We start from the raw sequence: 14,464 nt of genomic DNA, 5'->3' as shown, positions 1-14,464 counted from the left end.
GGCGGCGGCCGCATCGCGCGTCCACCGTTGCCTGCCGTTAAGCCACGCGCCGGCGACGCTCCAGGTGCACCAGCAACAGCGAGATCGCCGCCGGAGTCATGCCCGGGATGCGCTGCGCCTGGCCGATGGTGCCAGGCCGCACCTGCTCCAGTTTCTGGCGCAGTTCCGACGACAGGCCGCGGACCACGGCGTAGTCGAACGCGTGGTCGATCGCGGTGTCCTCGCTGCGCCGCTGGCGCGCGATCTCCTCGCGCTGGCGCTCGAGGTAGCCGGAATACTTGGTCTCTATCTCGACCTGCTCGGCCACGGCCGGATCGGCCACTGCCGGTCCGAATGCCGGCACCGTGACCAGCCGCGCGTAGTCAAGCTCGGGCCTGCGCAGCAGGTCGAGCGCGCTGGACTCGCGGCTCAGTTCGATGCCGAGCGTGGCCACCGCCTCGCGCCCGGTCGCGTTGTTGGGCGACGCACGCAGCGTGCCCAGTCGCGCGGTCTCGGCCGCCACCGCATCGCGCTTGCGTGCGAACGCATCCCAGCGCGCGTCGTCAACCAGGCCCAGGTCGCGGCCGATCGCGGTGAGCCGCAGGTCGGCGTTGTCCTCGCGCAGCTGCAGGCGGTATTCGGCGCGCGAGGTGAACATGCGGTACGGCTCGACCGTGCCGTGGGTGATGAGATCGTCGACCAGCACGCCGATGTAGGCCTGGTCGCGGCGCGGCGACCAGCCTTCATGGCCCTGCACCAGGCGCGCGGCGTTGGCGCCGGCCAGCAGGCCCTGCGCGGCGGCTTCTTCGTAGCCGGTGGTGCCGTTGATCTGGCCGGCGAAGAACAGCCCTGCCACGGCCTTGGTTTCCAGCGTGGCCTTGAGCCCGCGCGGATCGAAGAAGTCGTATTCGATCGCGTAGCCCGGGCGGGTGATGTGCGCGCGCTCGAAGCCCTGCACCGAACGCACCAGCGCAAGCTGCACGTCGAACGGCAGCGAGGTGGAGATGCCGTTGGGGTAGATCTCGGCGACATCCAGCCCTTCCGGCTCGACGAACACCTGGTGGCTCGCCTTTTCCGCGAAGCGCACCACCTTGTCCTCGATCGACGGGCAGTAGCGCGGGCCGGTGCCTTCGATCTGCCCCGAGTACAGGGGAGAACGGTGCAGCGCGCCGCGGATGATGTCGTGCGTGCGCTCGGTGGTCTGGGTGATCCAGCACGAGACCTGGCGCGGCTGGTCGGCGTGCGTGCCCATGAACGAAAACACCGGGCGCGGGTCGTCGCCGGGCTGCTCCACCATCACCGAGTAGTCGAGGCTGCGGCCATCGATGCGCGGCGGCGTGCCCGTCTTCAGCCGATCGACCACGAACGGGCCGTCGCGCAGGCGCGCGGCCAGCGTGGTCGCCGGCGGGTCGCCCATGCGGCCGGCGGAGTACTGGGTTTCGCCGACATGGATGCGCCCGGCGAGGAAGGTGCCCGCGGTCAGCACCACCGCCGGCGCATCGAAGCGCAGACCGGTGTTGGTCACCGCGCCGCGCACGCTGCCGGCGTCGATCACCAGGTCATCGACCGCGGCCTGGAACACGGTGAGGTTGGCCTGCGCTTCCACTGCGCGACGGATGAAGGCGCGATACAGCGCGCGATCAGCCTGGCAACGCGTTGCGCGCACCGCCGGCCCCTTGGATGCGTTGAGCCGGCGCCACTGGATGCCGGCGGCATCGGCGGCGCGCGCCATCACGCCGCCGAGCGCGTCGATCTCGCGCACCAGGTGGCCCTTGCCGATACCGCCGATGGCCGGATTGCAGCTCATCGCACCGACCGTCTCGATGTTGTGCGTCAGCAGCAACGTGCGCGCACCGGCGCGCGCGGCGGCCATCGCGGCTTCGGTGCCGGCGTGGCCACCGCCGATGACGATGACGTCGTAGCGATGGAAGTCGTGATGCATGTCGCGATTATCGCGTTAGCTGTTGGCGGAGTGCGCGCGCGCGGAAAGTTGGCACGCTACCTGCATTCTGTTCTGGCGCACCCGGAATGGCCAACGACCCAGGGGGACGGGGCCGGAGATTGGAACAGGGCTGGCCAGGCGCATTCCGGGGAAGCGAAGGGGCCGAACGTCGGGGGACGTTCGGCCCCGTTTTTTTTGGCCGCGGGAATGGGCCGGTGGCGCCTTGAAAGGCGCCGACGCCCGGCGGGAGCGGAACAGGGGGGATCCGGGATCCCCCGCCGGGTGTCGACAATCGTCAGACCCAATTACGTCCTAAAGCGACGCAACCGGTCAGTTGGCCTAGCTTGCGACCACTGCGAGCCCCTTTGCAAGCGGCAATATGTTTCAAGTTCGCGACACAGGTCGCGTTACGGCGTCTCCGTCAGGACCTCGCGCGTGCTGCGCCGCTCCGTCGCGCTGCGCACTGGCGCCCGGACCGCAGGCCGCGACGCGGGGACGGCGGCGCTGCGCTCGACCCTGGCTGGCGACTGCAGGCGCCCGCCCTGGGCCGCCGCAGGCACGGGGCGTTGCTGCCGTGCCTGCAACGGCGCGGCGCGCTCGACTGGCTGCATGCGCGCACCCGGCCGCTCCTGCTGCACGACGGGCGTCCGCAGCCTGGCGTCTGGAGCCATCATCGACGTGGGTCGCGGATCCCGCTGCAGCGGGCGCTCGCGGGTGCGCGGAGGCGCCCGGTCTGCGGGAGCCGGTGCCCGCAGGCGACCGTCAGACGGCGTGATCGTGCGTCCGGGCCGTGATTCCCAGCCGTCGCGGATATGCGGGCGCGCCTGCGACTGGCTCGGCCGCGACGGAATGCCCGTGGACGGCGGATCCGGCCTGTCCGGACGGCCCTGGTACGGCGGGCGGTATGGCGGGCGATACGGCGGGTAATAGCCGTAACCGGGCCAGCCGTACCATGAGGAACCGCCGTACCACGGCGAGCCGTAACCACCGTAGTAGCGGCCATAGCCGCCGTAATAGCCGATGCCGACACCGAGCCCGTACGGCGCGCCATACCCGTATCCGCCATAGCCGTCATAGGCGCCATAACCACCACGGCCGTAGCCGCCACCGTGGTAGTAGTCGCCGTAGGCGTCGTATCCGCCACGGCCGCTGTAGCCGTAACCGGTGGCGCAACCGCCCAGCACCAGCGCTGCGGCGGCGGCGATAAGGAACTTGCGGATCATGGCGATTCCCCTGGAGGTGTACTGGGCCAGAGTCGGCCCAAGCCCTTGAATTGGCGCTTAACCCACCGCCGATTGCAAGAAGCGCGGCTGAACCCCTCAGCCATCTCGGATAATGTGCGGACATGCCCGACGCCCTGCCCAGCTCCGACGACGTGCTTGCCGCTGCCGCCCGCATCGCGCCACACGCGCTGGTCACGCCGGTGCTCCGGTCGCGCGGCCTGGATGCGTTGGCCGGGTGCACGCTCGCCTTCAAGGGCGAGCACCTGCAGCGCGCGGGTGCGTTCAAGTTCCGCGGGGCATGCAATGCGGTGTGGGCGCTGCCCGACGCCGTGGCCGCATGCGGCGTGGTGACCCATTCTTCCGGCAACCATGGCGGTGCGCTGGCCCTGGCCGCGGCGACGCGCGGCATGTCCTGCCACGTGGTGGTCCCGGCGGACGCGGTGCGGGCCAAACTGGCGGCCATTGCCGCGTACGGTGCGGTACTGCACCGCTGCGCGCCCGGCATCGCCGCCCGCGAGGCGGCCTGCGCGGAGATCCAGACGGCCAGCGGCGCAACGCTGGTCCATCCCTATGCCGATCCGCTGGTGATCGCCGGGCAAGGAACGGCAGCACTGGAGCTGCTCGCCGAGGCGGGTGACCTGGATGCCCTGGTGGTGCCGGTGGGCGGCGGCGGCCTGGCCGCCGGCACGGCGCTCACGCTGGCCGCGCGCGCACCGGGCTGCCGCCTGTTCCTCGCCGAGCCGCGCGGCGCCGCGGACACGCAGGCTTCGCTGGCATGTGGCGAACGGGTCACCGACCTGGTGCCCGACACCATCTGCGACGGCCTGCGCGGCACGCTCGGCGCGCCCGGCTTTTCCCTGCTCCGCGAGCACGGTGCCGAAGTCATCCTGGTCGACGACGCCGACACGGTCGCCGCGATGCGCCTGCTATGGCAGCGGCTGAAACAGGTCGTCGAGCCGTCGTCGGCGATCGCGCTCGCCGCGGTGCTTGGGCAGCGCGAGCGCTTTGCCGGCCAGCGTGTCGGCGTGGTGCTCTCGGGCGGCAACGTCGATCTCGACGCACTGCCGTGGCGCGCATGAGCCGGCGCCGCGCCCAACGCCGCCGGCAGCCGCGCCTGCGCAGCTTGCGCTGGCTGCCGCGCCTCGTGCTGTTGTGCCTGCTGTGGCTGGCGGGCGTGGCCGCGTGGATCGTCTACGTGGGCGGCCGCGACCAGGCCGGGCCGGCCGATGCCATCGTGGTGCTGGGTGCCGCCGCCTACGACACGCGGCCGTCGCCGGTGTTCACCGAACGCATCCGCCATGGCATCGCGCTCTACGAACGCGGCTTTGCGCCGACCCTGGTGTTCACCGGCGGCTATGGCAGCGGCGCGCGTTTCTCCGAATCGCAGGTGGCGCGCACCTATGCGCTGCGCCAGGGCGTTCCGGACGACGCCATCCTGTTCGAAACCCTGTCGCGCACCACCTTCCAGAACCTGGCGCAGGCGCGCGACGTGCTGTCCGAAAACGGCCTGCAGCGCGTGATCGTGGTCAGTGATCCGCTGCACATGGCGCGCGCGCTGCGGCTGTGCCGCCGGCTCGGCATCGACGCGCTCGGCTCGCCCACGCCGAGCAGCCGGTTCCGCAGCTTCCGCACGCAATGGCGGTTCCTCGCGCGCGAGGTGTACTTCTTCCACCGCGACCTGGTGGTCAAACCCGAGTAAGCGGCGGGGATGCCCGCTCAGGGCGTGGCGGACACCAGGGTCAGGCCTTCGCGCAGCAGCCAGCGCGTCGCGGCGGCACGGTCGGCCAGCGGCACGTCGACCAGCACGCCCACCAGCCAGCGGAAGGACCGGCAGCGCGCGTCGCGACTGGCGGCATCGCGCCCCTCCGACATCAGCCCGGCCATGAAGCCGTCATGCAGGAAGGTCGCGCTGACGGCTGCGGACTTCAGCACCTGGCGCGCCTGGACCGGATCGTAAGGCTGCGGCTGGCCCTGCAGGCCGGCGAGTGCGACATCGGTAAAGGCGAGTGCGAAACGCTCGCGGCTGGCGCTGCCGAGGCGGTCGACCGTGCGCTGGAACGCGGCGACATCGCGTGCCGCGTCGGGTTCGAACAGCGCGCACAGCGCCAGCGATTCGTCCGGCAGGCGCGAGCTGGCGTGCACCGCCTGGAACAGCCTGTCGATGGTCGCGTCGGGCGCGCGCAGCAGCACGTCATCGCCCATCGCCAGCACCTGGCTCGCATCGATCCGCGACAGGTCGATCCCGTAGCCCTGCGCGCTGGCGGTGGAGGCGGCGCCAGCCAGCACCACGGCCATCAAGGTGCCGCCGGCAAAACGGCGCAGCGCCGGACGCGGTGCGAGGGCGATGGCGTCCGTGGCGACGGGCGCGCTGCGGACGGTGATGGCGTGCCGGATGTGGTTGCTCATCCGCGGAGTGTAGGCAGCGCCGGTGTGCGTTCGCTGAACCCGCGGCTCAGGCGTTGCGGCGGCGCACCGGAATGCCGCTCGCCGGGAAGCGCGCGACCTCGCCGCCGGCCTCGCGGATCGGCGCGCCGTGCGCGGGCGACCAGGCCATCGCGGTGATCGTTTCCCACGTGGCCGGGAGCAGGTTGTCGGCGCCGCGCCAGTCTTCGTAGGCGGCCTGCGCCGCGGCAAAGCGCCCACGCCCGGTGAGCGCGCGCCGCCTGCCGGCCAGCGCGTTGGTCGCGCCCAGCGCGCGCAGTTCGCGCATGAGTGCCGGCATGTCGCGATGGCCGTGCACCTCGACCTCGCGGTCGAGCACCGGGTCGCGAAAGCCGGCCCGCATCAGCGCATCCCCGAAGCCGGCGATGGGCACGAACGGCGACACGTGTGCCTCGTCGTCGGCCGCCGCGAACGCCGCGCGCAGCTCGTGCAGGGTGTCGGGGCCGAAGGTCGAGCACAGCAGCATGCCGCCCGGGCGCAGCACGCGGCGGAAGCCGGCGAACAGCGCATCGAGGTCGTCCACCCACTGCACGCAGAGGTTGCTGAAGAGCAGGTCGACGCTGTTGTCGGCCAGCGGCAGCAGGCGCGCGTCGGCGCAGACGCGGTCGATGCGCCGCTGCAGCGGGTTCCAGCCGCGGCGCGGCGCCAGCTGGTGGAGCATCGGCAGCGCCAGGTCGATGGCCAGCACGCGCGCCTTCGGCCAGCGCGCGCGCAGCGCCAGCGCGGCACTGCCCGGACCGCTGCCGACATCGACCACGATGTCGGGCACGCGCTCGCCGAGGTATTCCAGCGATTCCATCAGCCGCGCTTCCACGTCGCGCTGCAGCGCCGCCGCGGCGCCGTAGCCGGCGGCGGCGCGCGAGAAGGCGCGGCGCACCTGGCGGGTGTCGAAGGTGTCGGTCATGGCGATGCGTCTGCGGCAAGGAAGCCGCTGATCGCGGCCGCGACCTCGTCGGCATGGGTGAGGAACGGCGCGTGGCCGGCGTGTTCGACCTGGACGAAGCGCGAGCCGGGCGTGCGCGCCGCGGCGGCGCGCATCGCGCGCGGATCCACCACGCGATCGCGGCGCCCGGCCAGCCACAGGCTGGGCACGCGCAGCGCGGGCAGCAGCGGCCGCTGGTCGACGCTGCCGAGCAGGTCGAGGCCGTCGGCCAGCGCCGATGCCGGCGGCTCGCCACGCGCGAAGATCTCGGCGCGCAGGGCGCGAAGCTCGCCCTTCGGATCGTCGGAACCGAAGGCTTCCAGCGCGATGAAGCGCTCCAGCGTGCCGTGGTAGTCCTCGCGCAGCCCGCGTGCGAAGCCGGCGAAGATCTCCGCCGACATGCCGAAGCGGCCGTCGTCGTCGTCCGCGGCCGCCGGGTCGCGCACGAAGCGCGGCGCCGAGCACACCATCGCCAGCGCCGGCACGCGCTCCGGGCGCGTGGCCGCGGCGTGCAGCGCCACCATGCCGCCCAGCGACCAGCCCAGCCACGGCGCCACAGGCACACGCGCGGCGATTGCGGCGGCGCAGGCTTCGGGCGCGAGCGGGACATCGCTGTCGCGGCTGCGGCCGTGCCCCGGCAGGTCCACAACGTACAGGGTGAAGCGGTCCTCGAGGCGTGCCACCAGCGGCGCGAACACGCCGCCGTGCATCGCCCAACCGTGCAGCAGTACCAGCGGCGCGCCTTGGCCCACGACCTGGATGTGCAACTCGCCGCTCATGCGCCCTTGTCTCCGCGCAGTGCCTGCTCGCGGCGCGGACTGCCGGCCTGCGGCCGCGCCACCACCCAGGCGAAGGCGACGATGCCGGCCACGATCAGCGCGGCGCCCCAGAGACCAAGCGCGCCCGGCAGCGGCTCACCCAGCAGCCACGCACCGATGCCGATCGCGAACAGCAGCTCGGCGGCCTGCATCGCCTCGACCGCGCCGAGCGCGGTCGGGTTGTTGCGCACCATGCCGGTGGCCTGGAAGAAGAGGATGGTGGCGATCACGCCGGCGCTGAGCGCCACGCCGGCGGCCAACCAGACCTGGTCCATCGGCGGCGCGCCGCTGCGCGTCCAGGCCCAGGCCGCCACCAGCCACCACAGCGGCTGGCTGGCAAGCGTCATGCCGAACACGCGCTGCGCCGCGTTGAGCGTTTCGCCACTGCGCTCGAGGTGCAGCAGCAACAGACGATTGCCAAGCGGATAGGCGAACGCCGCGCCCAGCACGCAGGCGAGCGCGATCCAGCCGGCGCGGTCGATGGCGCCGCCGCCATAGCCGACCTGCAGCAGCAGCACGCCGGCGAAGATCAGCGCAGCCACCAGCAGCGCCGCCCGCGGGATGCGCCGCCGCGCATCGCTGTAGAGAAAGGGCGCGCACAGCATTCCGGCGATCACGGTGAACTGGAAGGTGCCGGCGACCAGCCATGACGGCCCGCTGGACGCCGCGAACGTCAGCAGCACGCAGAAGGCCACGAATCCGATCGCGCTGCAGCGCAGCCAGGCCCAGGGATGCGCGCGCAGCGCGCGGCCCACCGGCCGCATGCCACCCATCCACGGCATCAACGGCATCAACAGCGGCAACGTAATGAGGTAGCGCAGCGCCGCGGTCCACGTCCAGTCACCGCCGCCACCCACGGCGGCGCGGTTGAGCACGTAGGTCATGGTGAAGAACAGCGCCGACGCCAGGCCGATGCCGACGGCGGCCAGCGCGCGGCCGGGAGCGGGCGCATCGGCGGACACTGCGCTCAGCCCAGGTGCAGCGCGTCGACGCGGTCGCGCGCGCGCGCCAGCGCCTCGACCAGCGCATCCACCTGCTCGTCGCCGTGGACCGCGCTCAGCGTGACCCGCAGCCGCGCGCGGCCTTCGGGCACCGTCGGCGGGCGGATCGCGGCCACCCAGAAGCCGTCCGCCTCGAGGTGTGCGGCCATGTCCAGCGCGCGGGCGTTGCCGCCGCACAGCACCGGCTGGATCGGGGTGTCGGACGGCAGCAGCTGCAGGCCCACGCGGCGGGCTCCGTCGCGGAAGCGCTGCACGTGCGCGACGAGCTTGTCGCGACGCCAGTGTTCGCGGCGCGCCAGCTTGACCGCGGCCAGCGACGCCGCGGCCTGCGCCGGCGGGAGCGCGGTGGTGTACAGGTACGGGCGTGCGGTGCCGGCGAGGTGTTCGATCAGGTCGGTATCACCGGCGACCACGGCACCGTAGCCGCCGAGCGCCTTGCCGAGCGTGGCCAGCTGCAGCGGCACTTCCTCGACGCCGAGCTTGGCCTCGGCGACGCTGCCGCGGCCGCCCGGGCCGAGCACGCCGACGCCATGCGCATCGTCGACGTACAGCAGCGCCGACTGCATGCGCGCGGCCAGCGCCAGCTGGCGCAGCGGCGCGACATCGCCGTCCATGCTGAAGACGCCGTCGGTGGCGAGCATCGCCGCTCCGGTCGGCACGGTCTTCAGCTGGCGCAGCGCGCCTTCGGCGTCGGCGTGCGGGTAGCGGCGCAGGCGGCAGCCGGCCAGGCGCGAGGCATCGATCAGGCTGGCGTGGTTGAGGCGGTCCTGCACGCAGGCGTCGTCATCGCCGAGCAGCGCCTGCTGCACGGCGAGGTTGGCGAGATAGCCGCTGCCGAACAGCAGCGCGCGCGGCGTGCCGAGCCAGTCGGCGACCTCGCGCTCGAGCGCTTCATGGGCCACGTGGTGTCCGCAGACCAGGTGCGAGGCGACGCCACCGGCGCCGTCGCGTGAGGCGGCGTTCTGCAGCGCATCCACCACCTGGAACTGCTGGGCCAGGCCCAGGTAATCGTTGCCGCAGAAGTTCTGCAGCCAACGGCCGTCGACCTCCAGCCGCACGCCGTCGCGGCGGCCGACCACGCGCCGGCGGCGCACCAGGTCGTCCGCAAGTGCGCTCGAGCGCGCCGACTGCACGCGCCGGCGCAGGTCGGGGCGCTGCTCAGCCAACGGCCTGCCTCCGCGGCTGGCAGGCGACGATGTCGGCGTGCACGGTGCCGCCGTGGTCGTGGTCGGGGGCATCCACGGTGACCGCCATCGCGCGCAGGCCGAGGCGCGCGAACAGCGCCTCGTCGTGCGCGGTATCGGGGTTGCCGGTGGTCAGCAGCTTGTCGCCATGGAAGATCGAATTGGCGCCGGCGGCGAAGCACAGCGCCTGCAGCTCGTCGCTCATCTGCTCGCGGCCGGCGGACAGCCGCACCATCGACTTCGGCATCAGGATGCGCGCCGCGGCGATCGTGCGCACGAACTCGAACGGATCGAGCTCGGTGGTGCCGTGCAGCGGCGTGCCTTCCACCTGCACCAGGCGGTTGATCGGCACCGAATCCGGGTGCGCCGGCATGGTCGCCAGCGTCTGCAGCAGGCCGGCGCGCTGGCGGCGCGACTCGCCCATGCCGACGATTCCGCCGCAGCAGGTCTTCAGCCCGGCATCGCGCACATGTCCGAGCGTATCGAAGCGGTCCTGCAGCTCACGGGTGTGGATGATGTTGCCGTAGTGCTCGGGGTCGGTATCGATGTTGTGGTTGTAGTAGTCCAACCCGGCCATCTTCAGTGCCTGCGCCTGGGTACCGGTGAGCATGCCCAGCGTGGCGCAGGTCTCGAGGCCGAGCGCCTTCACGCCGGCGATCATCTCGGCGACCTTGGGGATGTCGCGGTCCTTCGGCGAGCGCCAGGCGGCGCCCATGCAGAAGCGCGAGGCACCCGCCGCCTTGGCCTGGCGCGCCTTCTCGAGGACGTCATCGGTGGCCATCAGCTTCTGCGCGTCGACGCCGGTGTCGTAGCGCTGCGCCTGCGGGCAGTAGGCGCAGTCCTCGGGACAGCCGCCGGTCTTCACCGACAGCAGGGTGCTCACCTGGACCTCGGCGGGATCGAAATGCAGCCGATGCACGCTGGACGCGCGGTGCAGCAGCTCGGTGAACGGCAGGTCCAGCAGGGCCTCGACTTCGCTCCGCGACCAGTCGTGGCGCGGAATGGCGGCGTCGCTGGCGCGGAAGTCGCTGACGTCGGGCATGGCGGAGTCCTGAGGGCGCACGTATTGCGGACCCGGCAGTCTGGAAACCATGCCTGCGCCTGTCAACCGCAGCCGGGCCCGCGCGGTTGACGGCTGGCTCGCGCGCATGGGCCGCAGCCTGTGGGCGCCGCGCTGCCTGGTCTGCGGAGAGCTGGCCGCCGGCCGGCGCGACCTGTGCCTGCCCTGCGCCGCGGCGCTGCCATGGAACCGCCTGGCCTGCCCGCGCTGCGCGGCGCCGGGCGCGGGGGCCCTGCCCTGCGCGACCTGCGTCCGTGAGCCGCCGCCGCTCGATGCCGCGCACGCCGCGTTCGTCTACGCCTTCCCGCTGGACCGGCTGCTGCCGCGCTTCAAGTTCCACCGCGACCTGGCCGCCGGCCGCCTGCTGTCGGCGGCGATGGCGAGCGCGTTCGCGTCGCTGCCGCGGCCCGACGCGCTGCTGCCGATCCCGCTGCACCGCGCACGCCTGCGCGAACGCGGCTACGACCAGGCGCTGGAGCTCGCGCGACCGCTGGCGCGCGCCCTGTCGTTGCCGCTGTGCGACGGCCTGCTGCTGCGCGCGCGCGCCACCACGCCGCAGTCGCGCCTGCATGCCGATGACCGCCGGCGCAACCTGCGCGGCGCGTTCGCGACCCACCATGCCCCGGCCTGCGTGCCGCGGCACGTGGCCCTGGTCGATGACGTCATGACCACCGGCGCCACCCTGCATGCCGCCGCAACGGCGCTGCGGCGCGCCGGGGTGGCGCGGGTCGACGCATGGGTGGCGGCGCGGGTGCCCTAGGCCGAGCGGTTCGGATCGATCAGGGGTTCGCTGAGCGTCGACGACCCGGCAACCGCGACCGTGTGCAGCGCGGAGGTCTGACGTTCGATCATCCGCCGGACGCGGGGCGCACCGGGCCCCTGGTGCAGGGCACGCAGGTGCTCGGGAATGGTCGCGTCGTCGTGGGTCAGGCGGTTGTTGTGGCGGATGTACTCCAGCCAGGTCGACGTCTCGTAGCGCTCGATCCAGATCTGCGGATCGGCGAGGTCGCGCAGCACCCGCCAGTTGCGCGCGCCGTCGCGGCGGCGGATGCGTCGCCGCTCCGCCATCGCGCCGAGGAACTCCAGCACGTCCTCTTCGCGGATCACGTACTCGATGGTGATCACCACCGGCCCCGTGCGCGGCTGCACCGGCACCGCGGTGGCGGGTTCCTGCCAGCGCCGCAGCGGATCGAGGTTGAGTTCCGTGAGTTTCGCCAGTGGCAACCAGCGGCCCAGCGCCGCGCAGGCGATCATCACCGCGGCCGCCGCCAGCAGCGCCGTGCGCACGTCATCGTGCTCGGCGATGAAGCCCCACAGCCAGCTGCCGAGCGCCATGCCGCCGAACGCCGCCATCTGGTAGAGCGACAGCGCGCGTGCCACGACCCAGCGCGGCGTCGACAGCTGCACCGTGACGTTGAAGGTCGACAGCACCAGCACCCACGCGGCGCCGCCGAGCAGCAGCGCCGCCATCGTCAGCGGCAGCCGGGTGCTCAGCGCGGCGCCGGCCGCGGCGACCGCGAAGGCGACGCAGCCGTAGCGGACCAGTCCCTCCGTGGACAGCAGCCGCCGCAGGTGCGCGCTGCCCATCGCACCGGCGACCGCGCCGACGCCGAAGGCACCGAGCAGCAGGCCATAGGTCAGCGGACCGCCCGCGATCAGGTCCCTGGCCACCAGCGGCATGAGCGCCATGATCGCGCTCGCGCCGACGCCGAACACGGCGCTGCGGACCAGGATGGTGCGGATGGCGGGTGACATCAGGACATAGCGGATGCCCGCGGAGATCGCGACGCCCAGGGTTTCCCGCGGCAGCGCCCGTGGCTCCGACGGCGGCCGCCAGCGCGCCAGCACCACGATCAGGGCGATGTAGCTGACGGCATTCACCGCGAATGCCGCCGCGGCACCGGCCGCGGCGACGATCGCGCCGCCGATCGCTGGCCCGACGCTGCGCGCGATGTTGAAGCCCATGCTGTTGATGGCCACCGCACCGGGCAGTTCCGCGCGCGGCACCATGTCGCCCACCGACGCCTGCCAGGCCGGGGCGTTGAACGCCGCGCCGCAGCCGATGAGGAACGTGAACAGCAGCAGCAGCCACGGCGTGATCAGTCCCGACCAGGTGCACACGGCCAGCGCCACCGACACGAGCAGCATGAACAGCTGGGCGCCGAGCATCATCCTGCGGCGGTCGAAACTGTCCGCCATCGCGCCGGCCACCAGCGAGAACAGCATCACCGGCAGCGCGATGGACGCCTGCACCAGCGCGACCATGTCGGCCGACTGCGCGATCGAGATCATCAGCCACGACGCGCCGACCGACTGGATCATGCCGCCGAAGTTGGAGGACGCACTCGCGAACCAGACCTTGCGGAAGATCGGATAGCGCATGGCCGACAGCGCCGACGGGCGCTGGGCGGGATCTGGCGAAGTCGGGGGAATCTGCGCCATCAGGGAACTGGCCGCTCAGCCCGCGCCACGCATCGCCAGGTCCACCGCGATCCCCGCGAACACCGCCATCCCCACCCAGTGGTTGTGCAGGAACGCACGGAAACAGGGATCACGCTGGCGATGGCGGGCGATCCAGAACTCGTACGCCACCAGCAGCACGCCGACGCCCAGGCCCGCCCAATAGAAGTTGCCCAGGCCAGCCTGCCGCCCGACCAGTGCCAGCGCCGAGAACGCCAGCGCGTACAGCACGCCCTGCGCCACCAGGTCGAGTTCGCCGAACAGGATCGCGGTCGACTTCGAGCCCACCTTGATGTCGTCGTCGCGGTCGACCATCGCGTACCAGGTGTCGTACGCCGTGGACCAGAAGATGTTGGCGACGTACAGCACCCAGGCCACCGCCGGCACTTCGCCCTGCACCGCGGCGAACGCCATCGGGATGCCCCAGCCAAAGGCCATGCCCAGGTACACCTGCGGCAGGTGGGTGTGGCGCTTGAGATACGGATAGGTGGCGGCGAGGAACAACCCGACCCCGCTGAGCAGGATGGTCAGGCGGTTCATCGTCAGCACCAGCGCGAACGCGATGAGCATCAGCACCACGAACAGCGCCAGGGCCTCGCGCCCGGACACCGCGCCCGTCGCCATCGGCCGCTCGCGCGTGCGCTCGACGTGCGGGTCCAGCCAGCGGTCGGCATAGTCGTTGACCACGCAGCCGGCCGCGCGCGTCAGCCACACGCCGGCGCTGAACACGAACAGGGTCCACAGCGGCGGCACGCCTTCGGCGGCGATCCACAGCGCCCACCAGGTCGGCCACAGCAGCAACAGCCAGCCGATCGGCCGGTCGGCGCGCATCAGGCGCCAGTACAGACCCAGGCGCGCGCGCCAGTCCGGCGTGGTGGCGGGTGGCGACTCGAAACGTTCGTAGGACATGGCGAGCATGGTACCGCCGGGCTGCTGCAGCCACCGCGCAGGCGTCGGCAACAGCGCATCCCGCGGCGCGGCGCTCGCTTCACGCGGCGGGATAGTGGAAAATGCCGCCCTGCGCGCCTGTAGCTCAGCCGGATAGAGTAGTGGCTTCCGAAGCCATTGGTCGGGGGTTCGAATCCCTCCAGGCGCACCAATCGCACCGATCGCACCGACTGGCGGCCCTCGCGTCGCCGTCGATCGTCTGTCCGGCGACAGCGTGCCGATCTCGGAGATCCCCTTCGCCAGGTCGGTCCGGTACCCGTTCCAGTCACGGTGCGCGGCTACGCCACCCTGAGCAACGCCGGAGCGCAGACCAACCAACTGGGCATCACGGTACACGTGGATGCCGCGCTCAAGCACGGTGCAAGCCGCGAGGAGATCGCGGAGGCGCTGGGCGTGGCGGTCGCACTGAACGCCGGGGCCGCGCTGGTGTACCCGGCGCGCGTCATGGACGCCGTCGACGCACACGGCTGAGGCGGTCCGCGCGC

The 14,464-nt window shown here is 72.2% G+C and carries 14 protein-coding genes and 1 tRNA gene; 5 read left to right on the top strand and 10 right to left on the bottom strand.

Features of this window, described 5'->3' with window-relative positions; genetic code table 11:
* Positions 1–37 precede the first annotated feature (37 nt).
* Positions 38–1,921 (bottom strand): tRNA uridine-5-carboxymethylaminomethyl(34) synthesis enzyme MnmG, encoded by a 1,884-nt coding sequence (gene mnmG / locus JHB91_RS10330; protein ID WP_199472807.1) that lies wholly within the window; start codon positions 1,919–1,921, stop codon positions 38–40.
* Between the two features lie 407 nt (positions 1,922–2,328).
* Positions 2,329–3,144: a hypothetical protein gene (locus JHB91_RS10325; protein ID WP_199472806.1), complete on the bottom strand. Its 816-nt coding sequence runs from the start codon at positions 3,142–3,144 to the stop codon at positions 2,329–2,331.
* 122 nt (positions 3,145–3,266) lie between these two features.
* Between JHB91_RS10325 and JHB91_RS10320 the strand changes: the two genes are divergently transcribed.
* Positions 3,267–4,223 carry a pyridoxal-phosphate dependent enzyme gene (locus tag JHB91_RS10320; protein WP_199472805.1) on the top strand — a complete coding sequence of 319 codons (957 nt, stop codon included), beginning with the start codon at positions 3,267–3,269 and terminating at the stop codon, positions 4,221–4,223.
* Entirely contained in the window at positions 4,220–4,843 is a 624-nt protein-coding gene (locus JHB91_RS10315) for a YdcF family protein (protein WP_199472804.1), read from the top strand. The genes JHB91_RS10320 and JHB91_RS10315 overlap by 4 nt, the downstream gene beginning before the upstream one ends.
* Positions 4,844–4,860: 17 nt before the next feature.
* On the opposite strand, the gene JHB91_RS10310 is transcribed toward JHB91_RS10315, so the two are convergent.
* Genes JHB91_RS10310 through bioB form a run of 6 tightly spaced genes read right to left on the bottom strand, consistent with a single transcriptional unit; the run spans position 4,861 to position 10,553 of the window.
* Complete coding sequence (locus tag JHB91_RS10310; protein ID WP_199472803.1) at positions 4,861–5,550, bottom strand: hypothetical protein; 690 nt, start codon at positions 5,548–5,550, stop codon at positions 4,861–4,863.
* 46 nt (positions 5,551–5,596) lie between these two features.
* On the bottom strand, positions 5,597–6,490 hold the full coding sequence (gene bioC / locus JHB91_RS10305) for a malonyl-ACP O-methyltransferase BioC (RefSeq protein WP_199472802.1): 894 nt from the start codon (positions 6,488–6,490) through the stop codon (positions 5,597–5,599).
* Positions 6,487–7,275, bottom strand: coding sequence for a pimeloyl-ACP methyl ester esterase BioH (bioH, locus tag JHB91_RS10300; RefSeq protein WP_199473235.1), 789 nt, complete (start codon positions 7,273–7,275; stop codon positions 6,487–6,489). The genes bioC and bioH overlap by 4 nt, the downstream gene beginning before the upstream one ends.
* 8 nt (positions 7,276–7,283) lie before the next feature.
* Complete coding sequence (locus JHB91_RS10295; RefSeq protein WP_199472801.1) at positions 7,284–8,288, bottom strand: multidrug resistance efflux transporter family protein; 1,005 nt, start codon at positions 8,286–8,288, stop codon at positions 7,284–7,286.
* Between the two features lie 5 nt (positions 8,289–8,293).
* Positions 8,294–9,493, bottom strand: a complete 1,200-nt coding sequence (bioF, locus tag JHB91_RS10290; RefSeq protein WP_233398688.1) for an 8-amino-7-oxononanoate synthase — start codon at positions 9,491–9,493, stop codon at positions 8,294–8,296.
* Positions 9,486–10,553 carry a biotin synthase BioB gene (gene bioB / locus JHB91_RS10285; protein ID WP_199472799.1) on the bottom strand — a complete coding sequence of 356 codons (1,068 nt, stop codon included), beginning with the start codon at positions 10,551–10,553 and terminating at the stop codon, positions 9,486–9,488. Before bioB ends, bioF begins: the two co-directional genes overlap by 8 nt.
* A gap of 49 nt (positions 10,554–10,602) precedes the next feature.
* Between bioB and JHB91_RS10280 the strand changes: the two genes are divergently transcribed.
* A complete protein-coding gene (locus tag JHB91_RS10280; RefSeq protein ID WP_233398687.1) occupies positions 10,603–11,331 on the top strand; it encodes a ComF family protein in 729 nt (242 codons plus the stop codon).
* Here the strand turns inward: JHB91_RS10280 and JHB91_RS10275 are convergent.
* Together JHB91_RS10275 and ubiA are read right to left on the bottom strand one after the other, a co-directional pair.
* The gene (locus tag JHB91_RS10275) at positions 11,328–13,013 is read right to left on the bottom strand and encodes an MFS transporter (RefSeq protein ID WP_199472798.1); all 1,686 of its coding nucleotides are present in this window, start codon (positions 13,011–13,013) and stop codon (positions 11,328–11,330) included. The genes JHB91_RS10280 and JHB91_RS10275 overlap by 4 nt on opposite strands.
* A 15-nt stretch (positions 13,014–13,028) precedes the next feature.
* A complete protein-coding gene (ubiA, locus tag JHB91_RS10270; protein WP_233398686.1) occupies positions 13,029–13,940 on the bottom strand; it encodes a 4-hydroxybenzoate octaprenyltransferase in 912 nt (303 codons plus the stop codon).
* 113 nt (positions 13,941–14,053) lie between these two features.
* Here ubiA and JHB91_RS10265 point away from each other — a divergent pair.
* Positions 14,054–14,130, top strand: a tRNA-Arg gene (locus JHB91_RS10265).
* 119 nt (positions 14,131–14,249) lie between these two features.
* Positions 14,250–14,450: a carboxymuconolactone decarboxylase family protein gene (locus tag JHB91_RS10260; protein WP_343225091.1), complete on the top strand. Its 201-nt coding sequence runs from the start codon at positions 14,250–14,252 to the stop codon at positions 14,448–14,450.
* The last annotated feature ends 14 nt before the right edge of the window (positions 14,451–14,464 follow it).

The sequence above is a fragment of the Luteimonas sp. MC1828 genome, from assembly GCF_016461615.1.
Classification (GTDB): Bacteria; Pseudomonadota; Gammaproteobacteria; order Xanthomonadales; family Xanthomonadaceae; genus Luteimonas.
Note: the sequence above shows the minus strand (reverse complement) of the source record. Positions and strands in the feature narration are given on the sequence as shown.

Excerpts from the sequence above, each read along its gene's own strand:
- mnmG (WP_199472807.1), bottom strand. The coding sequence starts at position 1,921 with ATGCATCACGACTTCCATCGCTACGACGTCATCGTCATCGGCGGTGGC.
- JHB91_RS10325 (WP_199472806.1), bottom strand. The coding sequence starts at position 3,144 with ATGATCCGCAAGTTCCTTATCGCCGCCGCCGCAGCGCTGGTGCTGGGC.
- JHB91_RS10320 (WP_199472805.1), top strand. The coding sequence starts at position 3,267 with ATGCCCGACGCCCTGCCCAGCTCCGACGACGTGCTTGCCGCTGCCGCC.
- JHB91_RS10315 (WP_199472804.1), top strand. The coding sequence starts at position 4,220 with ATGAGCCGGCGCCGCGCCCAACGCCGCCGGCAGCCGCGCCTGCGCAGC.
- JHB91_RS10310 (WP_199472803.1), bottom strand. The coding sequence starts at position 5,550 with ATGAGCAACCACATCCGGCACGCCATCACCGTCCGCAGCGCGCCCGTC.
- bioC (WP_199472802.1), bottom strand. The coding sequence starts at position 6,490 with ATGACCGACACCTTCGACACCCGCCAGGTGCGCCGCGCCTTCTCGCGC.
- bioB (WP_199472799.1), bottom strand. The coding sequence starts at position 10,553 with ATGCCCGACGTCAGCGACTTCCGCGCCAGCGACGCCGCCATTCCGCGC.
- JHB91_RS10280 (WP_233398687.1), top strand. The coding sequence starts at position 10,603 with ATGCCTGCGCCTGTCAACCGCAGCCGGGCCCGCGCGGTTGACGGCTGG.
- JHB91_RS10275 (WP_199472798.1), bottom strand. The coding sequence starts at position 13,013 with ATGGCGCAGATTCCCCCGACTTCGCCAGATCCCGCCCAGCGCCCGTCG.
- ubiA (WP_233398686.1), bottom strand. The coding sequence starts at position 13,940 with ATGTCCTACGAACGTTTCGAGTCGCCACCCGCCACCACGCCGGACTGG.